Below are 18,125 nucleotides of genomic sequence, written 5' to 3'. Positions count from 1 at the left end.
CGGCGGACCTCCCACGAACCTTTTTTTTTCGAGACTGCCATGACCCGCAACGCCAAAGCCTACCGCGCCGCCATCCTGCACAGCATCGCCGACCCCGCGGAGGTCGGCGTCGAACGCTCCTACGAATACTTCGAGGACGGCCTGTTGCTGGTGGAGGACGGCAAGGTCGCTCGCCTCGGTGACGCCGAGGCCCTGCTCGGCGAGATCGGCGACGTCGAGGTCTTCGAGTACCGCGACGCGCTGATCACCCCCGGCTTCATCGACACCCACATCCATTTCCCGCAGACCGGGATGATCGCCTCCTACGGCGAGCAACTGCTGGACTGGCTGAACACCTATACCTTCCCCACCGAACGCCAGTTCGGCGACAAGGCCCACGCCGACCAGGTCGCCGAGATCTTCCTGCAGGAACTGCTGCGCAACGGCACCACCACCGCGCTGGTCTTCGGCAGCGTGCACCGGCAATCGGTGGAATCGCTGTTCGAGGCCGCCCGGCGCCTGGACCTGCGCCTGATCGCCGGCAAGGTGATGATGGACCGCAACGCGCCGGACTACCTGACCGACACCGCCGAGAGCAGCTACCGCGACAGCAAGGCGCTGATCGAGCGCTGGCACGGCCAGGGCCGTCTGCTCTACGCGGTGACCCCGCGCTTCGCCCCGACCAGCACCGCGGAACAGCTGGACATGGCGGCGCGGCTGCTGCGCGAGCATCCCGGCGTATACCTGCACACCCACCTGTCGGAGAACCTCAAGGAAATCGAGTGGGTGAAGGAGCTGTTCCCCGAGCGCAGCGGCTACCTGGACGTCTACGACCACCACGGCCTGCTCGGGCCGCGCTCGGTGTTCGCCCATGGCGTGCACCTGTGCGACGGCGAATGCCAGCGCCTGGCGGAGACTGGCTCGGCGGTGGCGTTCTGCCCGACCTCCAACCTGTTCCTCGGCAGCGGTCTGTTCGACCTGCCGAAGCTGGAGCGCTACAAGGTCAAGGTCGGCCTCGGCACCGATGTCGGCGCCGGCACCAGCTTCTCCCAGTTGCAGTCCCTGAACGAGGCGTACAAGGTCATGCAGTTGCAGGGCGCCCGCCTCGATCCGTTCAAGTCGCTCTACCTCGCCACCCTCGGCGGCGCCCGTGCGCTGGAGCTGGACGACCGGATCGGCAGCTTCGCCACCGGCAACGAGGCGGACTTCGTGGTCCTCGACTACCACGCCACCCCGCTGCTCTCCTACCGCCTGAGCCAGGCCGGCAGCCTGGCCGAACGGCTGTTCGCGCTGACCATCCTCGGCGACGACCGCACGGTGAAGGAAACCTTCGCCGCCGGTCGCTCGGTGCATCGCCGCGACTGACACGCTCATGAAAAAAGCCCCGAAGGTGTCCGAACTCTAGCTGGGGGGAGCCACACTTCTGCACTGCTGAGTTTCGCGTGGCTGAGTCACCTGTATCGGTGGGCTGGAGCGGTCCTTAAATAGGCCACTGCTGGCCGGAGGCAGTCTCCCGGCCCCCCTCACTCCCCCACCCGCCCCTCGACCCTCCGCAAGCGCGCCATGCTGTACACATCCACGAAGCGCCCGTCCCGCACCGCGTAGTCGCGCATCTCCCCTTCGGTCTCGAAGCCGAACTTGCGATACAGCGCCAGCGCCGGGGCGTTGTCGGTGTAGACGGTGAGTTCGACGCGGCGCAGGTTCATCCAGTTGTCGGCGATGTCCAGCAGTTCGCCGAGCAGGCGGCTGCCGACGCCCTTGCCCTGCCAGGCGACGGCGACGCCCATGCCGATGCTGCCGCTGTGGCTGCGGCGGATGCGCGGGTGCTGTTCGAGGCTGGCGCTGCCGATGACGTCGCCCTGGTGCAGGGCGACGAGGATCAGCAGGCGGTCGTCGTCCGCGCTGTCGTGCAGGCGCTTGCGGCGCTGCTCCACCGACTGGTAGGGCATCTGCAGGACCTGGCGGGCCACGGCGGGGTCGTTGTACAGGGCGGTGAGGCCTTCCACGTGGCGTTCGCTGTAGCGTTCGAGGCGGATCGTCGGCGATTCGGCGGTCATTGCGGTCATCCCTGGGCTGTCTGGCCACCCAGCATAAGCGTCTGCGCCGGGCTCGACCAGCCGGTCGGAGATCGCGCTTTCCCTGCCGCGCGGCTCTGGCTAAGCTCGACCTTCGAACAACGAAAGGACGCCAGCATGGTCCAGAGCGCCCCAGCCAGCGAAATCGCCGCCCTCATCCTGCGCGGTTTCGACGATTACCGAGAGCAGTTCCGCGAGATCACCGACGGCGCCCGTGCCCGCTTCGAGCAGGCGCAGTGGCAGGAAGCGCAGCGCGCCTCGGCGCAGCGGATCAACCTCTACGAGGAAAAGGTCGCCGAGACGGTGGCCGGGCTGCGCGCGGGGCTGGCCGACAGCGAGCTGCTGGACGTGGAGCGCTGGCCGATCATCAAGAGCGCCTACATCGCGCAGATCGACCTGCGGCTGGACGACGAGCTGGCCGAGACCTGGTTCAACTCGATCTTCTGCGGGCTGTTCAGCCACGACAACATCAGCGACGGCACGATGTTCGTGCACACCACCCGGCCCTCGCTGCGCGCCCACGCCCGCGCGCCCTACACCCGCACCTACCGGCCGGGCGGCGACCTGCGCCAGGCGCTGGAGAAGATCTTCGACGACTACCGCTTCGACGTGCCCTACGACGACCGCGAGCGCGACCTCGAACGGATCGACGCACTGCTGCACAGCAACCTGCCGGACTGGGTGTGCAAGGACCCGGACCTGGCCATCGAGCTGATCGGCTCGGTGTTCTATCGCAACAAGGGCGCCTACCTGGTGGGCCGCCTGTTCACCCCGGACGAGCAGTGGCCGCTGGTGTTCCCGCTGCTGCACCGCGAGGGCCACGGCATCCAGTTCGACACGGTGATCACCGACGAGGCGGAAGTCTCGATCATCTTCTCCTTCACCCGCTCCTACTTCATGGTCGACGTGCCGGTGCCGGCCGAGCTGGTGGCCTTCCTCAAGCGTCTGCTGCCGGGCAAGCACCTGGCCGAGCTGTACACCTCGATCGGCTTCTACAAGCAGGGCAAGAGCGAGTTCTACCGCGCCCTGATCAACCACCTGGCGACCACCGACGACCGCTTCGTCATGGCCCCCGGCGTGCGCGGCATGGTGATGAGCGTGTTCACCCTGCCCGGCTTCAACACGGTGTTCAAGATCATCAAGGACCGCTTCAACCCGTCGAAGAGCGTCGACCACGCCACGGTGATCCAGAAGTACCAGTTGGTGAAGAACCACGACCGGGTCGGACGCCTGGCCGACACCCAGCAGTTCGCCGACTTCCGCTTCCCGGTGAGCAAGTTCGAGCCGGAGTGCCTGGCAGAACTGCTGGAAGTGGCGCCGTCGACGGTGGTGATGGAAGGCGACGTGGTGCTGATCCGCCACTGCTGGACGGAGCGGCGCATGACCCCGCTGAACATCTACCTGGAGAACGCCAGCGAGGCGCAGACCCGCGAGGCGCTGAACGACTACGGGCTGGCGATCAAGCAACTGGCGGCAGCGAACATCTTCCCCGGCGACATGCTGCTGAAGAACTTCGGCGTGACTCGCCATGGCCGGGTGGTGTTCTACGACTACGACGAGATCTGCTACCTCACCGAGGTGAACTTCCGCTACATCCCCGAGCCGCGCTTCCCCGAGGACGAGATGTCGTCCGAGCCCTGGTATTCGGTGGGGCCCAACGACGTGTTCCCGGAAGAATTCCCGCGCTTCCTGTTCGTCGACCTCAACCAGCGCCGGCTATTCGCCAAGCTGCACGGCAACCTCTACGACGCCAAATACTGGCAGGGCCTCCAGGAGCAGATCCGCGAGGGCAAGGTGATCGACGTGTTTCCCTATCGGCGGCAGGAGACGCCTGAGCAGTTGCTCAAGTAGACCGAACCAGCCGCCCATTCCTAGACCAACTGCGCCCCCAGCGCCCGCACCACCCGCTGCAACTCCACCCGTCCACCGGTGGCGACGCGCAGGCCGGTGATCTCGCGGCGCGGCGGGTAGTGTTTGCGCAGGGCGTCGAAGGCGGCGCGGCGGGTGGCGCTGTCGCCGGTCAGGCTGCGACGGAAGGCGGCGTCGTCGCTGCGCGGGTCGTATACCGCGCGGCACAGCGTGGCCAGCGCCCAGACCGGGTCGCAGCCGGGGTTGAGTTGCAGGCCGGCGAGCCAGGTTTCCGGCAGCACGTCTTGCAGGCTCACGCGTTCGGCGATGCCGCGCCAGGCGCAGTAGGCCTGGTAGATCTGTGCGGTGCCGCGCAGCTTGCCTTCCAGGCTGTAGCCGGCGATGTGCGGCGTGGCGATCAGGCAGCGCGCGGCCAGTTCGGGGTCGGCCTGCGGTTCGCCTTCCCAGACGTCCAGCGCCACTTCCAGGTCGGCGCCGCCTTCGAGCAGGCGGCGCAGGGCCTGGTTGTCGACCACCGCGCCACGGCTGGCGTTGACCAGCCAGGTGCCGGGACGCAGGGCGGCCAGGCGGGGTTCATCCAGCAGGTGGCGGGTCGGGTGTTCGCCGTCGCGGTTCAGCGGAGTGTGCAGGCTGATCACGTCGGCCTCGGCCAGCAGCCGTTCCAGCGAGACGAATTCGCCGTCCGGCTCGCGTGCCTGGCGCGGCGGATCGCAGACCAGCACTTTCCAGCCCAGCCCGCGCAGCACCTCCACCAGCCGCCCACCGACCTGCCCAGCGCCGACCACCCCATAGGTGCGTTCGGCCAGGTCGGCGCCGCGCACCTCGGCCATCGCCAGCAGGCAGCCGAGCACGTAGTCCACCACCCCGCGGGCGTTGCAGCCGGGCGCGCTGGACCAGGCGATGCCGGCCTCGGCGAAGTAGTCGAGGTCGAGGTGGTCGGTGCCGATGGTGCAGGTGCCGACGAAGCGCACCGGCGAGCCGGCCAGCGCGGCGCGGCTGACCTCGGTGACCGAGCGCACCAGCAGCACGTCGACCTCGGCCAGCGCCGCGCGGTCGATGGCGCGCCCGGGCAAGCGGCGAATGGAGCCCTGGTCGGCGAAGAAGGCGTCGACCACGGGAATGTTTTCATCGGCGAGAATACGCATGCAGACCTCCGCGAACGAGGCTGCACACTCTAGCAGGCCGAGGGCTCGCGGTGTTGCCGAACGGCTCGCGAGGCGGACCTGCCAGCGCCATGCGCAAGCCTCGACGATCGCGTTTTTCCCAACCACGACCGCGAACGATGGCCAGCTACAAGGAACAGAACCGCGAACGCCTCGTCCGTCTCCTCGACCAGGCGGCGGACGCCAGGGAGCCCGTTCATCGAGCCGGTAGCTCGCTCCGCTCCGGCATGGCCGCCAGGCGCTGGCGCATTTCCTCGCTGGCGGCAGGCCCGGCCTGTACGGTGCATTGCTCCAGCGGTACCGTTCGGCCATCGGCGAGAGCCGCCATGAACGAGCGCACCGGCCGCCCGCTTGTTCGCTCGACGAGCTGCACGCTCTGCCCTTCCTCTGCGTAGTGGCGATTGCCCCAGGCGACGAAAGCCATGAGCACGACGCGAAAATCCTCGCCCTTGGCCGTGGGCACGTACTGATAGCGCAGCGGGCGCTGGCTGTAGGGCTGGCGTTCGAGCAGGCCCGCCTCCACCAGCGCGTTCAGGCGCCGGGTGAGCATGTTCGGCGCGATATCCAGGCTGCGGGAAAATTCGTCGAAGCGGCGCAGGCCCTGTAGTGCATCGCGCATGATCAGGATGCTCCACCATTCGCCGACCCGTTCCAGGCTGCGGGCGATGGGGCATTCGGCATCGGCGAAGGTCTTGCGTTGCATGGTTCTTCCTTGGCGAGGCTCACAAAGTGCTGGTCCGCATGTTACTTTCATGATGATAGTTACGTCCACTGACTGCTATTCCAACGGAACAGAAGGACTCGGACCCTCATGAGCAAACGTATCGTCGTCACCGGCATGGGCGCGGTCAGCCCGCTGGGCTGCGGAGTCGAACCCATATGGCAACGCCTGCTGGCCGGGCAATCGGGCATCGCCACGCTCCCGGCGGAGCTGATCGGCGACCTGCCCATCAGCATCGGCGGCCAGGTCCCCGACCGTGTCCAGGACCCGCAGGCCGGCTTCGATCCCGACCTGCTGCTGGCCGCCAAGGAACAACGCAAGATGGACCGCTTCATCCTCTTCGCCCTGGCCGCCGCGCAAGAGGCCCTGGCCCAGGCCGGCTGGGCGCCGCAGAGCGCCGAGGCGCAGGAGCGCACGGCGACCGTCATCGCCTCCGGGGTGGGCGGCTTCCATGCCATCGCCGAAGCGGTGCGGACCACCGACGGCAAGGGACCGCGCCGCCTGTCGCCCTTCACCATCCCGTCCTTTCTCTGCAACATGGCGGCCGCCCATGTGTCGATCCGCCATGGCTTCAAGGGACCGCTGGGCGCCCCGGTGACCGCCTGCGCGGCGGGCGTGCAGGCCATCGGCGACGCGGCGCGGATGATCCGCGCGGGAGAGGTCGACGTGGCGCTCTGCGGCGGCGCGGAAGCGACCATCCACCGGGTGAGCCTGGCCGGCTTCGCCGCCGCGCGCGCCCTGTCCAGCGATTTCAACGACAGCCCCGAACGCGCCTCGCGCCCCTTCGACCAGGCCCGCGACGGCTTCGTCATGGGCGAAGGCGCCGGCCTACTGGTCATCGAGGAACTGGAGCACGCCCTGGCGCGCGGCGCCAGGCCCATCGCCGAGCTGGTGGGCTACGGCACCAGCTCCGACGCCTACCACATGACCGCCGGGCCGGAAGATGGCAGCGGTGCCCGCCGGGCCATGCAGCAGGCGCTGCGCCAGGCCGGCGTGGAAGCGGCCGCGGTGCAACACCTGAATGCCCACGCCACCTCCACCCAAGTAGGCGACAAGGGCGAACTGGCCGCCATCAAGGCCGTGTTCGGCGCTGGCAGCGGGCTCGCCATCAGCGCGACCAAATCCGCCACCGGCCACCTCCTGGGCGCCGCCGGCGGCATCGAGGCTATCTTCACGGTCCTGGCACTGCGCGACCAGCTCGCCCCCGCCACACTCAACCTGGAAACGCCCGACACCGACGCCGAGGGCCTCGACCTGGTTCGCGGCGAAGCCCGGCGCTGGCCGATGGAACACGCGCTGTCCAATGGCTTCGGCTTCGGCGGGGTGAATGCCAGTCTGTTGTTCCGGCGCTGGGTGTAGCGCGTCCTACTCTGGAAGCGATCGTGCCAGATGCCTGCCCTCTGCCAGCAGCCCAAGCTCCCGCTGGTGGAGGGACATCAGTTCGCCGCCAGGCCATGTCGAGCATGAGCTCAGACACATGAGGTCTTTTCCGATGCGGCAGTTACATCATGACGGCTTTTACGAGCGATCTGGAGCAAGTATCAGGAGGGTAATGTTTAGGTAACGCACCCAATTAGCGTTTTCGCTCCAAGCTAGCCATGAATATCTACCAAGGTTATTTACAATCTCAAATATCAGGGGCTCTGGTATTCTTCATGGGAAAAAAGTTTCAGGTTTAACTCGCAGGCTTTCAGATTCAAGAAATCTCCACCACAGGGAGGACTCGCAGAAAAAACCAGCCTTCCAACCCAACCAGACCAACGCCATGCTTATCGACTTGAAATTTCGCCGACCTGAACTAGCATGCCTATTAAACTCTTGGCTCATTTACTACAACCAGAAAACAGGGAGACTTGCATGATAGTTAAAAATTTATTTATATTCACGGTTGGACTCAAGGGCTGTAGCCCAATACCTAGCGTACTTGGCATTTACCACAAATATGCATCAAGAAGCGAAGTCAAATTCATTGGCTGGTACCACCTTTCTGCGAAGCGCTCGCAGAGCGATATCCAGGAAATCTTCTCGAATAATAGCGATGAGCCTTTGAAAGGTTTCGAAGTATTGGAGGCCGAAGCCGTTACAAGGCATGCCACTGAAGACATTCACACTCCAGACTTGTCAACACTTCAAGGAGATGCGGGCGCAATAATTCTTGCTCACGGTGGAGGGGCTCAGGCGGGAAGCAGCAGTGCCGAGGCCGTGGCGAAAGCGGTCGCTGACTTCAGAAAGAAAACAAAACTGCCTATGCAATTTAGAAAAATAGTATTTGACGTATGCAACATGGCCTCCCCCATCAAGACGGTCACTGCCGACCAGAGCAAGTTCTCCGGAATAGGTTTTTACGACAGCGAAGGAAATGCAATCGCCAAGTCAAAAGAATTTCAGTTAAACTTCCTACAGGCATTCACCGCCATCTATGGAGCACTGACACACGATGCCGGATCAGTAAAAGTTGCGGGATGGGACTCTGGAATTTCGGTCTTTCATCCAGCCAACGAATATGTCATGGGCACACCTGCGCCAGCTAATGGCTGGACTGCAACCGTCAGCAATCGCGAGCTCGTCGCGACACTCAAGCATGGGCAGAAATTCCTCAGCAATAGAATCAGTGATGAGGAGAATTCAAAAACCACCTACACGCTCAAATTGATTGACAATGGCGTCAGGGCCTCGCTTAAAAAAACCTACCAGTATGTATCAGTTCAGAATGAAGGCGAAAAGGGCAAAGTAATCCAGACAAAACTGGAAGGCTGGTCGGACAAAGAACTGTAGAGAAACGAGCCTAATCATTAGGCTACTCTAACCAGCCAGCTCTTATGATTTTCCAGCCCGCACGCCACCATCATGCCGCTCCCCGCAAGCCGGCCAACTAACGCTCAAATCCGAAGATACTTCGAATACGGAATCCGTAGAAGAAGAGAGCACACTGGCCCCTTTTTACCGCACGCTGTCCCTAACGAAAACAACTACCGTCCCGCGGCAGCCCCTCGAAAGTTCCCCCTCCGGTTTCGGACGGCAGCTCTCTAGCCTATCCTCCCCCGCCACAACAACAGGAGGTTCCATGCCGGTTTCGTTACCCTTCGAGCAAGTCGATGTCTTCTCCGAACAGCCCTTCAAAGGCAACGCCGTTGCCGTGGTGATTGGCGCCGACCGCCTGAGCAGCCAGCAGATGCTCGAGTTCGCCGCCTGGACCCAGTTGAGCGAGACGACCTTCCTGCTGCGGCCGACCGTTGCCGAAGCCGACTATCGCGTGAGGATCTTCACCCCGTTGCGGGAGTTGCCCTTTGCCGGGCATCCGACGCTGGGGAGCTGCCAGGTCTGGCTGAACCAGGGGGGCGGCAATGCTGCTGACGAGATCGTCCAGGAGTGTCTGGCGGGCCTGATCCGCATCCGCCGCAAGGGCGCCTTGCTGTCGTTCGCGGCGCCTCCCCTGCTTCGTGGCGGAGCGGTCGAAGACGAGGTGTTGCGACGGATCGAGAGCGGGCTTGGCCTGTCCCCGGGGCAGGTACTCGGCAGCCAATGGGTGGACAACGGACCCGGCTGGGTCGCCGTTCGGCTGGCCACGCGTGACGAGGTCCTGGCCATTCGCCCGGACTACGCGAAGCTCGACGGGCTCAACGTGGGCGTGGTCGCGCCCTGGCAAGGTCCCCAGGCGGAGGCGGATGTGGAAGTGCGCGCCTTCATGGGCGAGGAACTCAATGAAGACCCCGTTACCGGTAGCCTCAACGCGAGCCTGGCGCAATGGCTGATCGGCACGGGAGTCATGCCCGGGCGCTACACGGCGAGCCAGGGCACGGCCTTGGGTCGCCGGGGGCGGATAAGCGTCGAGCAGATCGGCGGCGATATCTGGATCGGCGGTGAGGTGCAGCCGGGCATGTCGGGGCAGGTCGTGTTCTGAGCGGGACGGCGTACCCTGTCCTTCCCCATTACCTGGCCGACCTGGATCGGCGTCCGGCATTGGACGGAAATGCCCGCCCATGACAACGGGGCCGCCTTCCCTCTGGAAGCACCCTCCCTGCCCACCGGGCCCGCCCAGGCCCGGTGGCTCCGCCCTCCCCTCACCAGTTGTGCGTATAGCTCGCCGTCAGCACCGTGCCCGGCGCCGGCAGGTGGCTGGTGTTGTTGTTGTTGCGCAGCAACTGGCTGTAGAGCGGGTAGTAGTCGCGGTTGAACAGGTTCTGGATGCCCAGGCTCAACTGGTCGTCGGGGGTGATGCGGTACTGGCTGACCAGGTCGACCGTGGTGTAGGTGCTGACCTGGCGCCGGCCGAAGCTTTCCACGCCGTCGAGACGGTAGTCCTTGGAGTCGAAGAAGGTGGCCTGCAGGCGGTTGTTCCAGTCGGCATCCGGCTTGTATTGCAGGTAGGCGGTCAGCTTCAGCGGCGGCACGCGGTAGCCGGTCATGTCCTGCCAGTCCTTGCCGTCCGGCTTCTCGCGTCCGCGCATCCAGGTGGCGCTGCCGCCCGCGCCCCAGACTTCGTCGTCGCTGAGCCAGTCGGCGCTGGCCTCGACGCCGTAGATGCGCTCCTTGGTGCGGGTGAGGATCAGGCCGTTGTTGAAGCTCTGCACGTCGCCCAGCTTGGAGGTGGTGTAGAACAGCGCCAGGCTGCCCAGGGTGTTGCCGCCGATGGCGCCGCGCCAGCCGAGTTCGTAGTTGTTGGTCTTCACCGGTTCGAGGTTCGAGGAGCCGATATCGAAGCCACGGCGGGCGTTGCGCAGCTGGATGCCGACATCGGGCAGCTGGAAGCCCTGGCTGAAGGAGGCATAGATTTCCTGGCCAGCCACCGGCGAATAGACGATGCCGAGGTTCGACAGCACCGCGTCGTAGTCGAGGTCGCCGCCCTTGACGGTCACCGGCGAGGCGGCCTTGGACTCGGAGAGCGGGATGAAGTCGTCGAATTCGGCGGTGGAGTATTCGTAGCGCAGGCCGCCGTCGATCGACCAGTGTTCGTCGAAGCGATGCTGCAACTGGGCGAACGCGCCGGCGCTGCGGGTGCGTAGCGGCGGCATGTAGGTGAGCTTGCCGATCTTGTCGAAGACCAGCCCGCCGCTGGCGTCGTAGGCCGCCGGGTCGAACACGTCGAGCGGCATGTCGCTGCGTTCCTGGTTGTAGTCGCCGCCCCAGACCAGTTCGGTATTGCCGCTTTCGCCCAGCGGCGTGCGCAGGGTCAGGCGGCTGCCGAACACTTCGCTGTTCTGCATGATCTGGTCGACGTTGCCGCCGCGGGTGGAGACGGCGCGGGCGTCGAACGGAGTGAAGCGGGTGAAATAGTCGCGGTAGTAGAGCTGCGCGGAGAGCCGGCTGCCGAGGATGTCGAGGTTCTCGTACTCGAGGTTCGCCAGGGTGTTGCGGATGCGGTTCTGCTCGTCCAGCTCCAGGCCCTTGATCGCGTTGGCCGGGACCGAGCCCGGCGGCAGCCTGGCGACCCTCGGGTCGGTGGCGTAGTCGGTGTCCTGGCGGGCGTCGTAGTGGCTGAGGGCGAGCTGCACGCGCTGGTTCTCGTCGATGCGCAGGCCGAGCTTGCCGCCGATGTTGTAGACGTTCGAGTCGAACAGGTCGCCCTGGCTGGGTTCCGGGGCGATGCGGTCGCCATGGGCGTCGTAGGAAGCGCCGACGTGACGGGTGCCGAAGTCGAACGAATAGTCGAGCGCCCCCAGGGAGCCGGCGAAGTATTGCTGGAACTGGCCGCCGAGGCCATCGCTGCCCAGCCGGGTCAGCGGCGAGGTGGCGCTGAGGCGGGTTTCCGCGCGGTTCTCGCCGCCGGCCGGACGGGTGGTGATGGAGATGATCCCGCCGGTGGCGCCGCTGCCGTAGATGGCGCTGCTGCCACGGATGACCTCGATCCGCTCGATCAGCGCCGGGTCGATGTTGGCCAGGTTGCGCGAGGAGTCGCGGTTGGTGTTCAGCGGCACGCCGTCGACCATCACCAGCATGCTGCGCCCGCGCAGGGTCTGGCCGTATTCGGTGATGGTGCGGCTGGAATCGGACATCCCCGGCACCGCCTTGGCCAGCACGGTGGCCAGGCTGTCGGAGCCCTGGCGCAGCTCCTCCAGTTGGGCATGCTCGATGACGGTGGACTGGCGCGTGGCGGAGACCAGGTCGCTGCTGGTGCGCGAGGCGGTGATTTCCATCTGCTCCATGTCCAGCGGTTCGCTGCGGGCTTGCGTAGCGGGCACGGCGGCTTCGCTGGCCGGAACGACGATGAAGGTATGTTCGTCCCTGGCCTGCGCCTTCAGGCCGCTATCCCTGAGCAACTGGCGCAATGCCTCTTCGGGGGTGAAACGCCCCTTCAGCGCGGGCGCCTGGCGGCCGGCGCCGAGATCGCCGGCGAAAAGGATCTGTACCGAGGATTGTTGCGCGAGGGCGTTGATCGCCTGGCCGAGCGGCGCGGCGGGCAGATCCACGTCGAGCTTTTCCTGGCCCTGGGCCGACACCGCCAGGAGCAGGCTGCTGGCGAGCAATGAAGGACGCAGGTGGCGACTGCGGAGGGAAAAATGCACGTCTCGATTTCCTATGCAGGTTGGCTTTTCCTGGATAGCCGCCACGGCGCGCGGGAAACCCTACCTGCGTCCGAGAATTATTTTCGCGTCGATTTGCGTTGGATCTCGACGCTGCCGTCCTCCTGCCGCGACACGGCCACGGGAAGGATGCTCGGCAGCAGGTCGAGCAGCCGGTCGGCGTTGTGCGCGACGAAGACGCCGGTCAGCCGGAGGGAGGCCAGGCTGGGGTCGTCCAGGAGAATGGGCGCCTTGCGATAATGGCGCAGCAGCGCGACGGCTTCGCCCAGGGGCGTGCGCTCGAAGACCAGGCGGTCGTCTTTCCAGGCCATCGCCGTGGCGGCATCGACCTTGGCCAGCGGCATCAGTTGCCCGCCAATGGCATCGACCTGCTGGCCCGGCAGGAGCACGACTGGCGCTTGCGCCGTAGCCGAGGTGCCGACCTCCACCCGGCCACGCTCCAGGGTCACGCGGACATCGTCGTCCAGGCGGCGCACGTTGAACCGGGTGCCGAGCACGCGGATGTCGGTCGAACCCGCGGACACCACGAAGGGCCGATAGCGCGCCGGGGATACCTCGAAAAGCACCTGCCCCGCGCGCAACGCGACCCGACGGCTGAGCGGGTGCCAACTGACCTCGATCTGGCTGCCGCTGTCGAGCAGGAGCTGGCTGCCGTCGGCCAGGGTCACGTCGCGCCGCTCACCGATGGCGGTGGCGAAGCGCTCGCGCTTGTAGGCCGGGTCCAGCCAGGCCAGGGCGCCGATGGCCAGCGCCAGCAATAGCGCGACGCCGGCCGCCTTGCTTGCCTTGCGCGATTTCGGCCGGGAGGGCGGCAGCGGGAACAGGTCCTTCAGCGCGTCGCGATGGCGCTCCAGGGCGTCGTCCAGCGGAACCTGCCCATTCCGTTTCGAGGGCTGGGTCATGGCCGTGCCTCGCCGCGGCCGAGCCGTTCCCGGCAGGCCGCCAGTCCGAGGCGCAGGTGCTTTTCCACGGTCTTGACGGAGATGCCGAGGCGGTCGGCGACTTGCGCCTGGGGAACTTCGTGGATCTTGTGCATGACGAAAACGGCCTGGCAGCGAGGAGGAAGCGTGGCGATGGCGTCGACCAGTGCCTGGAACTCGCGCTCGGCCTCATGGCGACCCATGGGCGTCGCCGCCATGCAGGCGACTTCCGGAAGCTCGGCGACGGCTTCCACCCAGGCGGTTCGACGACGGTCGCTACGATAGCGGCTCACGGCGGCGTCGTGGGAGATTTTCCGCAGCAGGGCCAGGGGCGTGTGCACGTCCTCCTTCTCGTCGCGTTCGAGCAACTGCACGCACACGTCGTGCACCACTTCGCGCGCCATGCCCCGGTCGCCGAAGCGCCGGCGAACATGGTCGACCAGTTCCTCGTAGTGACGAACCAGTGTGGACAACAGCGTCGGCTTGGCGGGATCGAACGGCACGATGCACCCAGGAAAGGAGCCTGGCTCCGAAGAATGGGGGTCGAGTGTAAATGAGAAACAGTCGCAGATGAAAGACCGGTCATCGTCAGGGATTGCCTGGGTTGGCGTGCGTAGCGGGCAGGTGGCTTTCGCCCGCCCGCGCAACTGCCGAGCCAGGGCGGAGAGGGATCCCCTTTTCGCCCCGCTACTCAACCCCCCGGCCTTGCCGGGGGGCACCGCCTCCGTCGGTTATCGGTGTCTGCGTGTGTACTCCGCCTCGAACAGCGACAGGGCGTCGCTGAGCAACGACAGCAGGGAACCGGTGATGCGGCAGATGCTTTCGCCGGGCTCTTCGGTTTCGTCGAGCAGGTCGAGGACGCTCAGCGTTCCGATCGCCGACTCCAGCCGGCGGCGGGCGGTGTCAAACAGGTCTTCGCTGGCTGCGCTGCTGTCCAGGTAGAGGGTGGCGCAACCGGGGTGCTGGTTGCATTGCGAGGTGCGTCGCAGGGGGATGAAGGTGGAAGGGGACTGTGCGGTTATTGCGGGATTCGACGTATCATCGGCCTTAGCCATGGGTCAGCTCCTTGATTAGCTGGTCTCTGGTTAGCGGGTCGTAGGTGTTCCTGCACCTGCGGCCCGCGTCTTTTCTGCCCCCAAGAAAACAGATGGACTTGGCGACCCCTCCATCTTCCTCCTACTGGTTTTTTATCCAATTCCTGGGCGTCTGAGAGAGGCTGCGGAAAAGTCTGGGGGAGATGTCCGGCGTTTCCAGGGCATGTCATCCGCCGCTGTCACGGGTATCCGGCGGATAACCGCCAGGCGGTTATTCGCCCTACGGGGTCGGGCCTCAAGCGGGCAGCGCGGGGTCGTTTGTCTGCGCGTAGCGCGGTGGGGGGCTGGGCAACCGGCACGACCCTGCTGACCCTTCCTGACCACCCCGTCAACCCGTAAACTACGCGGTTCCCCTGCCCAGACAAGGACTGCCGTGAACAGCCCCGCCCTGCCCCTTTCCCGTGGCTTGCGCATCCGCGCCGAACTCAAGGAACTGCTGACCCTCGCCGCGCCGATCATGATCGCGCAACTGGCGACCACCGCCATGGGCTTCGTCGATGCGGTGATGGCCGGGCGCGCCAGTCCGCACGACCTGGCAGCGGTGGCGCTGGGCAACTCGATCTGGATCCCGATGTTCCTGCTGATGACCGGCACCCTGCTCGCCACCACGGCCAAGGTCGCCCAGCGCTACGGCGCCGGCGACCAGCCCGGCACCGGGCCGCTGGTGCGCCAGGCGCTGTGGCTGGCGCTGCTGATCGGACCGCTGTCGGGGGCGGTGCTGTGGTGGTTGTCGGAGCCGATCCTCGGCTTGATGAAAGTGCGCCCGGAACTGATCGGGCCGAGCCTGCTGTACCTCAAGGGCATCGCCCTGGGCTTCCCGGCGGCGGCGCTGTATCACGTACTGCGTTGCTACACCAACGGCCTGGGACGGACCCGGCCGAGCATGGTGCTGGGGATCGGCGGGCTGCTGCTGAACATCCCGATCAACTACGCGCTGATCTACGGCCACTTCGGCATGCCGAAGATGGGTGGCCCCGGCTGCGGCTGGGCCACCGGCTCGGTGATGTGGTTCATGTTCCTCGGCATGCTGTTCTGGGTGAACAAGGCCTCGATCTACCGCGCCAGCCAGTTGTTCTCGCGCTGGGAGTGGCCGGATCGCGCGACCATCGGCCCGCTGGTGGCGGTCGGCCTGCCGATCGGCATCGCGGTGTTCGCCGAGTCGAGCATCTTCTCGGTGATCGCCCTGCTGATCGGCGGGCTCGACGAGAACGTGGTGGCCGGCCACCAGATCGCCCTGAACTTCAGCGCGCTGGTGTTCATGATTCCCTATTCGCTGGGGATGGCGGTGACCGTGCGGGTCGGCCACAACCTCGGCGCCGGCCTGCCGCGCGACGCGCGCTTCGCCGCCGGCGTGGGGATGGCCGCGGCGCTGGGCTACGCCTGCGTCTCGGCGAGCCTGATGTTGTTGCTGCGCGAGCAGATCGCCGCGATGTATTCGCCGGACCCGGCGGTGATCGCCATCGCCGCCTCGCTGATCGTGTTCTCCGCGCTGTTCCAGTTCTCCGACGCCCTGCAGGTCACCGCCGCCGGGGCCCTGCGCGGCTACCAGGACACCCGGGTGACGATGATCATGACCCTGTTCGCCTACTGGGGCATCGGCCTGCCGGTGGGCTACAGCCTCGGCCTCACCGACTGGTTCCAGGAACCCACCGGACCGCGCGGTCTGTGGCAAGGCCTGGTGGTGGGCCTGACCGGCGCGGCGATCATGCTCTGCATCCGCCTGGCGCGCAGCGCGCGGCGCTTCATCCGCCAGCACGAGCGCCTGCAGCGGGAGGACGCGGAGGCCGCCTCAGTCCTTGGCCGGTAGCGCCGGGGCGGCGCCACGCGACTTGACGCTGAGGGTAGTGCCGACCGAGGCGAGGATGATCGCGCCGATGGCCAGCCATTGGGTCGGGCTCAGCCGCTCGCCGAGGAACAGCAGCCCGGAGAGCGCGCCGAAGGCCGGCTCGATGCTCATCAGGGTGCCGAAGGTGCGCGCCGGCAGGCGGGTCAGCGCGACCATTTCCAGGGTGTAGGGCAAGGCCGTGGAGAGCACCGCGACGCCCAGCGCCAACGGGATCAGCGCCGGGTCGAGGAGGTCGGCGCCGGCGTGGGCGACGCCGATCGGCACAACCAGGATCGCCGCCACCAGCACCCCCAGCGCGGCGCCCTGGGCGCCATGGTCGGCGCCGGCGCGCTGGCCGAAGAGGATGTACAGCGCCCAGCACACGCCGGCACCGAGGGCATAGGCGGCGCCGACCAGGTCGAGCGGCTCGGCGCTGTTGCCCAGCGGCAGCAACAGCCAGATGCCGAACACCGCCAGGCCGATCCAGAGGAAGTCCAGCAGGCGCCGCGAGGAGAGGATCGCCACCAGCAGCGGCCCGGTGAACTCCAGGGCCACCGCGATGCCCAGCGGCACGGTGCGCACCGAGAGATAGAACAGCAGGTTCATGCCGCCCAGGGCGATGCCGTAGATCACCACCGAGCGCAGCGATTGCAGGCTCAGGCGCTTGCGCCAGGGACGCAGGAGCAACAGCAGGATCAGCGCGGCGAAGAACAGCCGCAGGGCCGTGGTGCCCTGGGCGCCGACCAGGGGGAACATGCTTTTCGCCAGGGAGGCGCCGCTCTGGATCGAGGCCATGGCGATCAATAGCAGGCCGACCGGCAACAGCGTTCCGGCGAGGCCGCGGGAGGTGGAGGTCATGGAAGAGGTCCGGCAGTGGGAAGCAGCCCGATGGACTGCGGGAAACGGGATGTGCACTATAATGCGCAAAACCGCGACAGTGAGCAATATATTGCCCAACCCTACCGAACGCCCCAGCGTCCTCGAACATGTCTCCGGCAACGTCCGCCGCCTGCGCCTGCAAGCCGGCCTCAGCCAGGAAGCGCTGGCCCGCGCGGCCAGTGTCAGCCGGCGGATGCTGGTGGGCATCGAGAGCGGCGACGTCAATGTCAGCCTGTCGACCCTCGACCGTATCGCCGCCGCCCTCGGCGTGCTGTTCCCCGACCTGGTCCAGGCACCGGCCACCGACCGCTCGCGGATCAATGCGGTGGCCTGGGTCGGCCACCACCCCGAGAGCCGCGCCACCCTCCTCGCCAGCGCACCGGCGCGGCGCGAGGTGGAACTCTGGGCCTGGTCGCTGGGACCGGGCGAGCGCTACGTATCGGAACCCGACGCCGCCGGCTGGCGGGAGATGGTTCTGGTCATCGAAGGTCGCCTGCGCCTGGAACTGGCCGACGGCGAACGGCGCATCGAGGCCGGCGACTTCCATGCCTTCGCCAGCGACCAGCCGTACGCCTACGTCAACGACGGCGACGAGGTGGTGCGTTTCACCCGCAACGTGGTGAGCTAGGCTCTAGCCTCGAGCCAGCCTTCCAGAGGAGACCGCGATGAGCGCACGCGTACGACCCTTCCTGATGTTCCAGGGGGTCCAGGCCGAGGCGGCCATGAACTTCTACCTGTCGCTGTTCGACGACGCCGAGATCCTCCAGATCCAGCGCTACGGCGCCGAGGGGCCGGGCCCGGAGGGCTCGGTGCTGAAGGCGCTGTTCCGCCTCGGCGACCAGAGCGTGCATTGCATCGACAGCCATGTGCGGCACGCCTTCGATTTCACCCCGGCGTTCTCCTTCTTCGTCGACTGCGAGAGCAACGCGCAGATCGAGCGCCTGGCCGAGGCCCTGAGCGACGGCGGCAAGGCCCTGATGCCGCTCGGCGACTACGGCTTCAGCCAGCGTTTCGCCTGGCTGGCCGACCGCTTCGGGGTGTCCTGGCAGCTCAATCTGGCCTGAGCCCGGCAGTTGCCG

16 protein-coding genes are annotated in these 18,125 nt (G+C 66.3%); 8 read left to right on the top strand and 8 right to left on the bottom strand.

Features of this window, described 5'->3' with window-relative positions:
• Positions 1 to 39 precede the first annotated feature (39 nt).
• A complete protein-coding gene (gene guaD / locus FHW81_RS21715) occupies positions 40 to 1,344 on the top strand; it encodes a guanine deaminase (RefSeq protein ID WP_003120467.1) in 1,305 nt (434 codons plus the stop codon).
• A gap of 158 nt (positions 1,345 to 1,502) precedes the next feature.
• On the opposite strand, the gene FHW81_RS21710 is transcribed toward guaD, so the two are convergent.
• Complete coding sequence (locus FHW81_RS21710; protein ID WP_003082887.1) at positions 1,503 to 2,036, bottom strand: GNAT family N-acetyltransferase; 534 nt, start codon at positions 2,034 to 2,036, stop codon at positions 1,503 to 1,505.
• A gap of 135 nt (positions 2,037 to 2,171) precedes the next feature.
• Between FHW81_RS21710 and aceK the strand changes: the two genes are divergently transcribed.
• A complete protein-coding gene (gene aceK, locus FHW81_RS21705; protein WP_003133326.1) occupies positions 2,172 to 3,905 on the top strand; it encodes a bifunctional isocitrate dehydrogenase kinase/phosphatase in 1,734 nt (577 codons plus the stop codon).
• Between the two features lie 20 nt (positions 3,906 to 3,925).
• Here the strand turns inward: aceK and pdxB are convergent, their stop codons facing one another.
• Positions 3,926 to 5,068 (bottom strand): 4-phosphoerythronate dehydrogenase PdxB, encoded by a 1,143-nt coding sequence (gene pdxB, locus FHW81_RS21700; RefSeq protein ID WP_004348869.1) that lies wholly within the window; start codon positions 5,066 to 5,068, stop codon positions 3,926 to 3,928.
• A 214-nt stretch (positions 5,069 to 5,282) separates the two neighbouring features.
• Positions 5,283 to 5,789, bottom strand: coding sequence for a winged helix-turn-helix transcriptional regulator (locus tag FHW81_RS21695; RefSeq protein WP_003086962.1), 507 nt, complete (start codon positions 5,787 to 5,789; stop codon positions 5,283 to 5,285).
• Positions 5,790 to 5,897: 108 nt separating this feature from the next.
• Here FHW81_RS21695 and fabF point away from each other — a divergent pair, with 108 nt between their 5' ends.
• From fabF to FHW81_RS21680, 3 genes are all read left to right on the top strand, one after another.
• Positions 5,898 to 7,166 carry a beta-ketoacyl-ACP synthase II gene (gene fabF, locus FHW81_RS21690; protein ID WP_003109587.1) on the top strand — a complete coding sequence of 423 codons (1,269 nt, stop codon included), beginning with the start codon at positions 5,898 to 5,900 and terminating at the stop codon, positions 7,164 to 7,166.
• 498 nt (positions 7,167 to 7,664) lie between these two features.
• Positions 7,665 to 8,582 carry a hypothetical protein gene (locus FHW81_RS21685; RefSeq protein ID WP_023090678.1) on the top strand — a complete coding sequence of 306 codons (918 nt, stop codon included), beginning with the start codon at positions 7,665 to 7,667 and terminating at the stop codon, positions 8,580 to 8,582.
• A 289-nt stretch (positions 8,583 to 8,871) separates the two neighbouring features.
• Entirely contained in the window at positions 8,872 to 9,708 is an 837-nt protein-coding gene (locus FHW81_RS21680; protein ID WP_003109588.1) for a PhzF family phenazine biosynthesis protein, read from the top strand.
• A 160-nt stretch (positions 9,709 to 9,868) separates the two neighbouring features.
• On the opposite strand, the gene FHW81_RS21675 is transcribed toward FHW81_RS21680, so the two are convergent.
• The 4 genes from FHW81_RS21675 to FHW81_RS21660 form a co-directional block, all read right to left on the bottom strand.
• On the bottom strand, positions 9,869 to 12,310 hold the full coding sequence (locus tag FHW81_RS21675) for a TonB-dependent siderophore receptor (RefSeq protein ID WP_003086926.1): 2,442 nt from the start codon (positions 12,308 to 12,310) through the stop codon (positions 9,869 to 9,871).
• Between the two features lie 77 nt (positions 12,311 to 12,387).
• Positions 12,388 to 13,230, bottom strand: a complete 843-nt coding sequence (locus FHW81_RS21670; protein WP_033980901.1) for a FecR family protein — start codon at positions 13,228 to 13,230, stop codon at positions 12,388 to 12,390.
• Positions 13,227 to 13,751: an RNA polymerase sigma factor gene (locus FHW81_RS21665; protein WP_003086922.1), complete on the bottom strand. Its 525-nt coding sequence runs from the start codon at positions 13,749 to 13,751 to the stop codon at positions 13,227 to 13,229. The genes FHW81_RS21670 and FHW81_RS21665 overlap by 4 nt, the downstream gene beginning before the upstream one ends.
• Positions 13,752 to 13,979: 228 nt before the next feature.
• A complete protein-coding gene (locus FHW81_RS21660; protein ID WP_033980900.1) occupies positions 13,980 to 14,303 on the bottom strand; it encodes a hypothetical protein in 324 nt (107 codons plus the stop codon).
• Between the two features lie 412 nt (positions 14,304 to 14,715).
• On the opposite strand from FHW81_RS21660, the gene pmpM reads away from it, so the two are divergent.
• Positions 14,716 to 16,149: a proton-coupled multidrug efflux MATE transporter PmpM gene (gene pmpM, locus FHW81_RS21655; protein ID WP_023084432.1), complete on the top strand. Its 1,434-nt coding sequence runs from the start codon at positions 14,716 to 14,718 to the stop codon at positions 16,147 to 16,149.
• On the opposite strand, the gene rhtA is transcribed toward pmpM, so the two are convergent.
• Positions 16,132 to 17,025, bottom strand: a complete 894-nt coding sequence (gene rhtA / locus FHW81_RS21650) for a threonine/homoserine exporter RhtA (RefSeq protein WP_033980899.1) — start codon at positions 17,023 to 17,025, stop codon at positions 16,132 to 16,134. The genes pmpM and rhtA overlap by 18 nt on opposite strands.
• On the opposite strand from rhtA, the gene FHW81_RS21645 reads away from it, so the two are divergent.
• On the top strand, positions 17,024 to 17,674 hold the full coding sequence (locus FHW81_RS21645; RefSeq protein WP_003082844.1) for a helix-turn-helix domain-containing protein: 651 nt from the start codon (positions 17,024 to 17,026) through the stop codon (positions 17,672 to 17,674). The genes rhtA and FHW81_RS21645 overlap by 2 nt on opposite strands.
• A 37-nt stretch (positions 17,675 to 17,711) precedes the next feature.
• Positions 17,712 to 18,110 carry a VOC family protein gene (locus tag FHW81_RS21640; protein WP_003106807.1) on the top strand — a complete coding sequence of 133 codons (399 nt, stop codon included), beginning with the start codon at positions 17,712 to 17,714 and terminating at the stop codon, positions 18,108 to 18,110.
• Positions 18,111 to 18,125 lie beyond the last annotated feature (15 nt).

Origin of the sequence: Pseudomonas sp. RC10-4-2 (assembly GCF_050433085.1) — a bacterium.
GTDB lineage: Bacteria > Pseudomonadota > Gammaproteobacteria > Pseudomonadales > Pseudomonadaceae > Pseudomonas > Pseudomonas aeruginosa.
The sequence above is the reverse complement of the archived record's forward strand: the minus strand, read 5'-3'. Positions and strand labels throughout refer to the sequence as shown.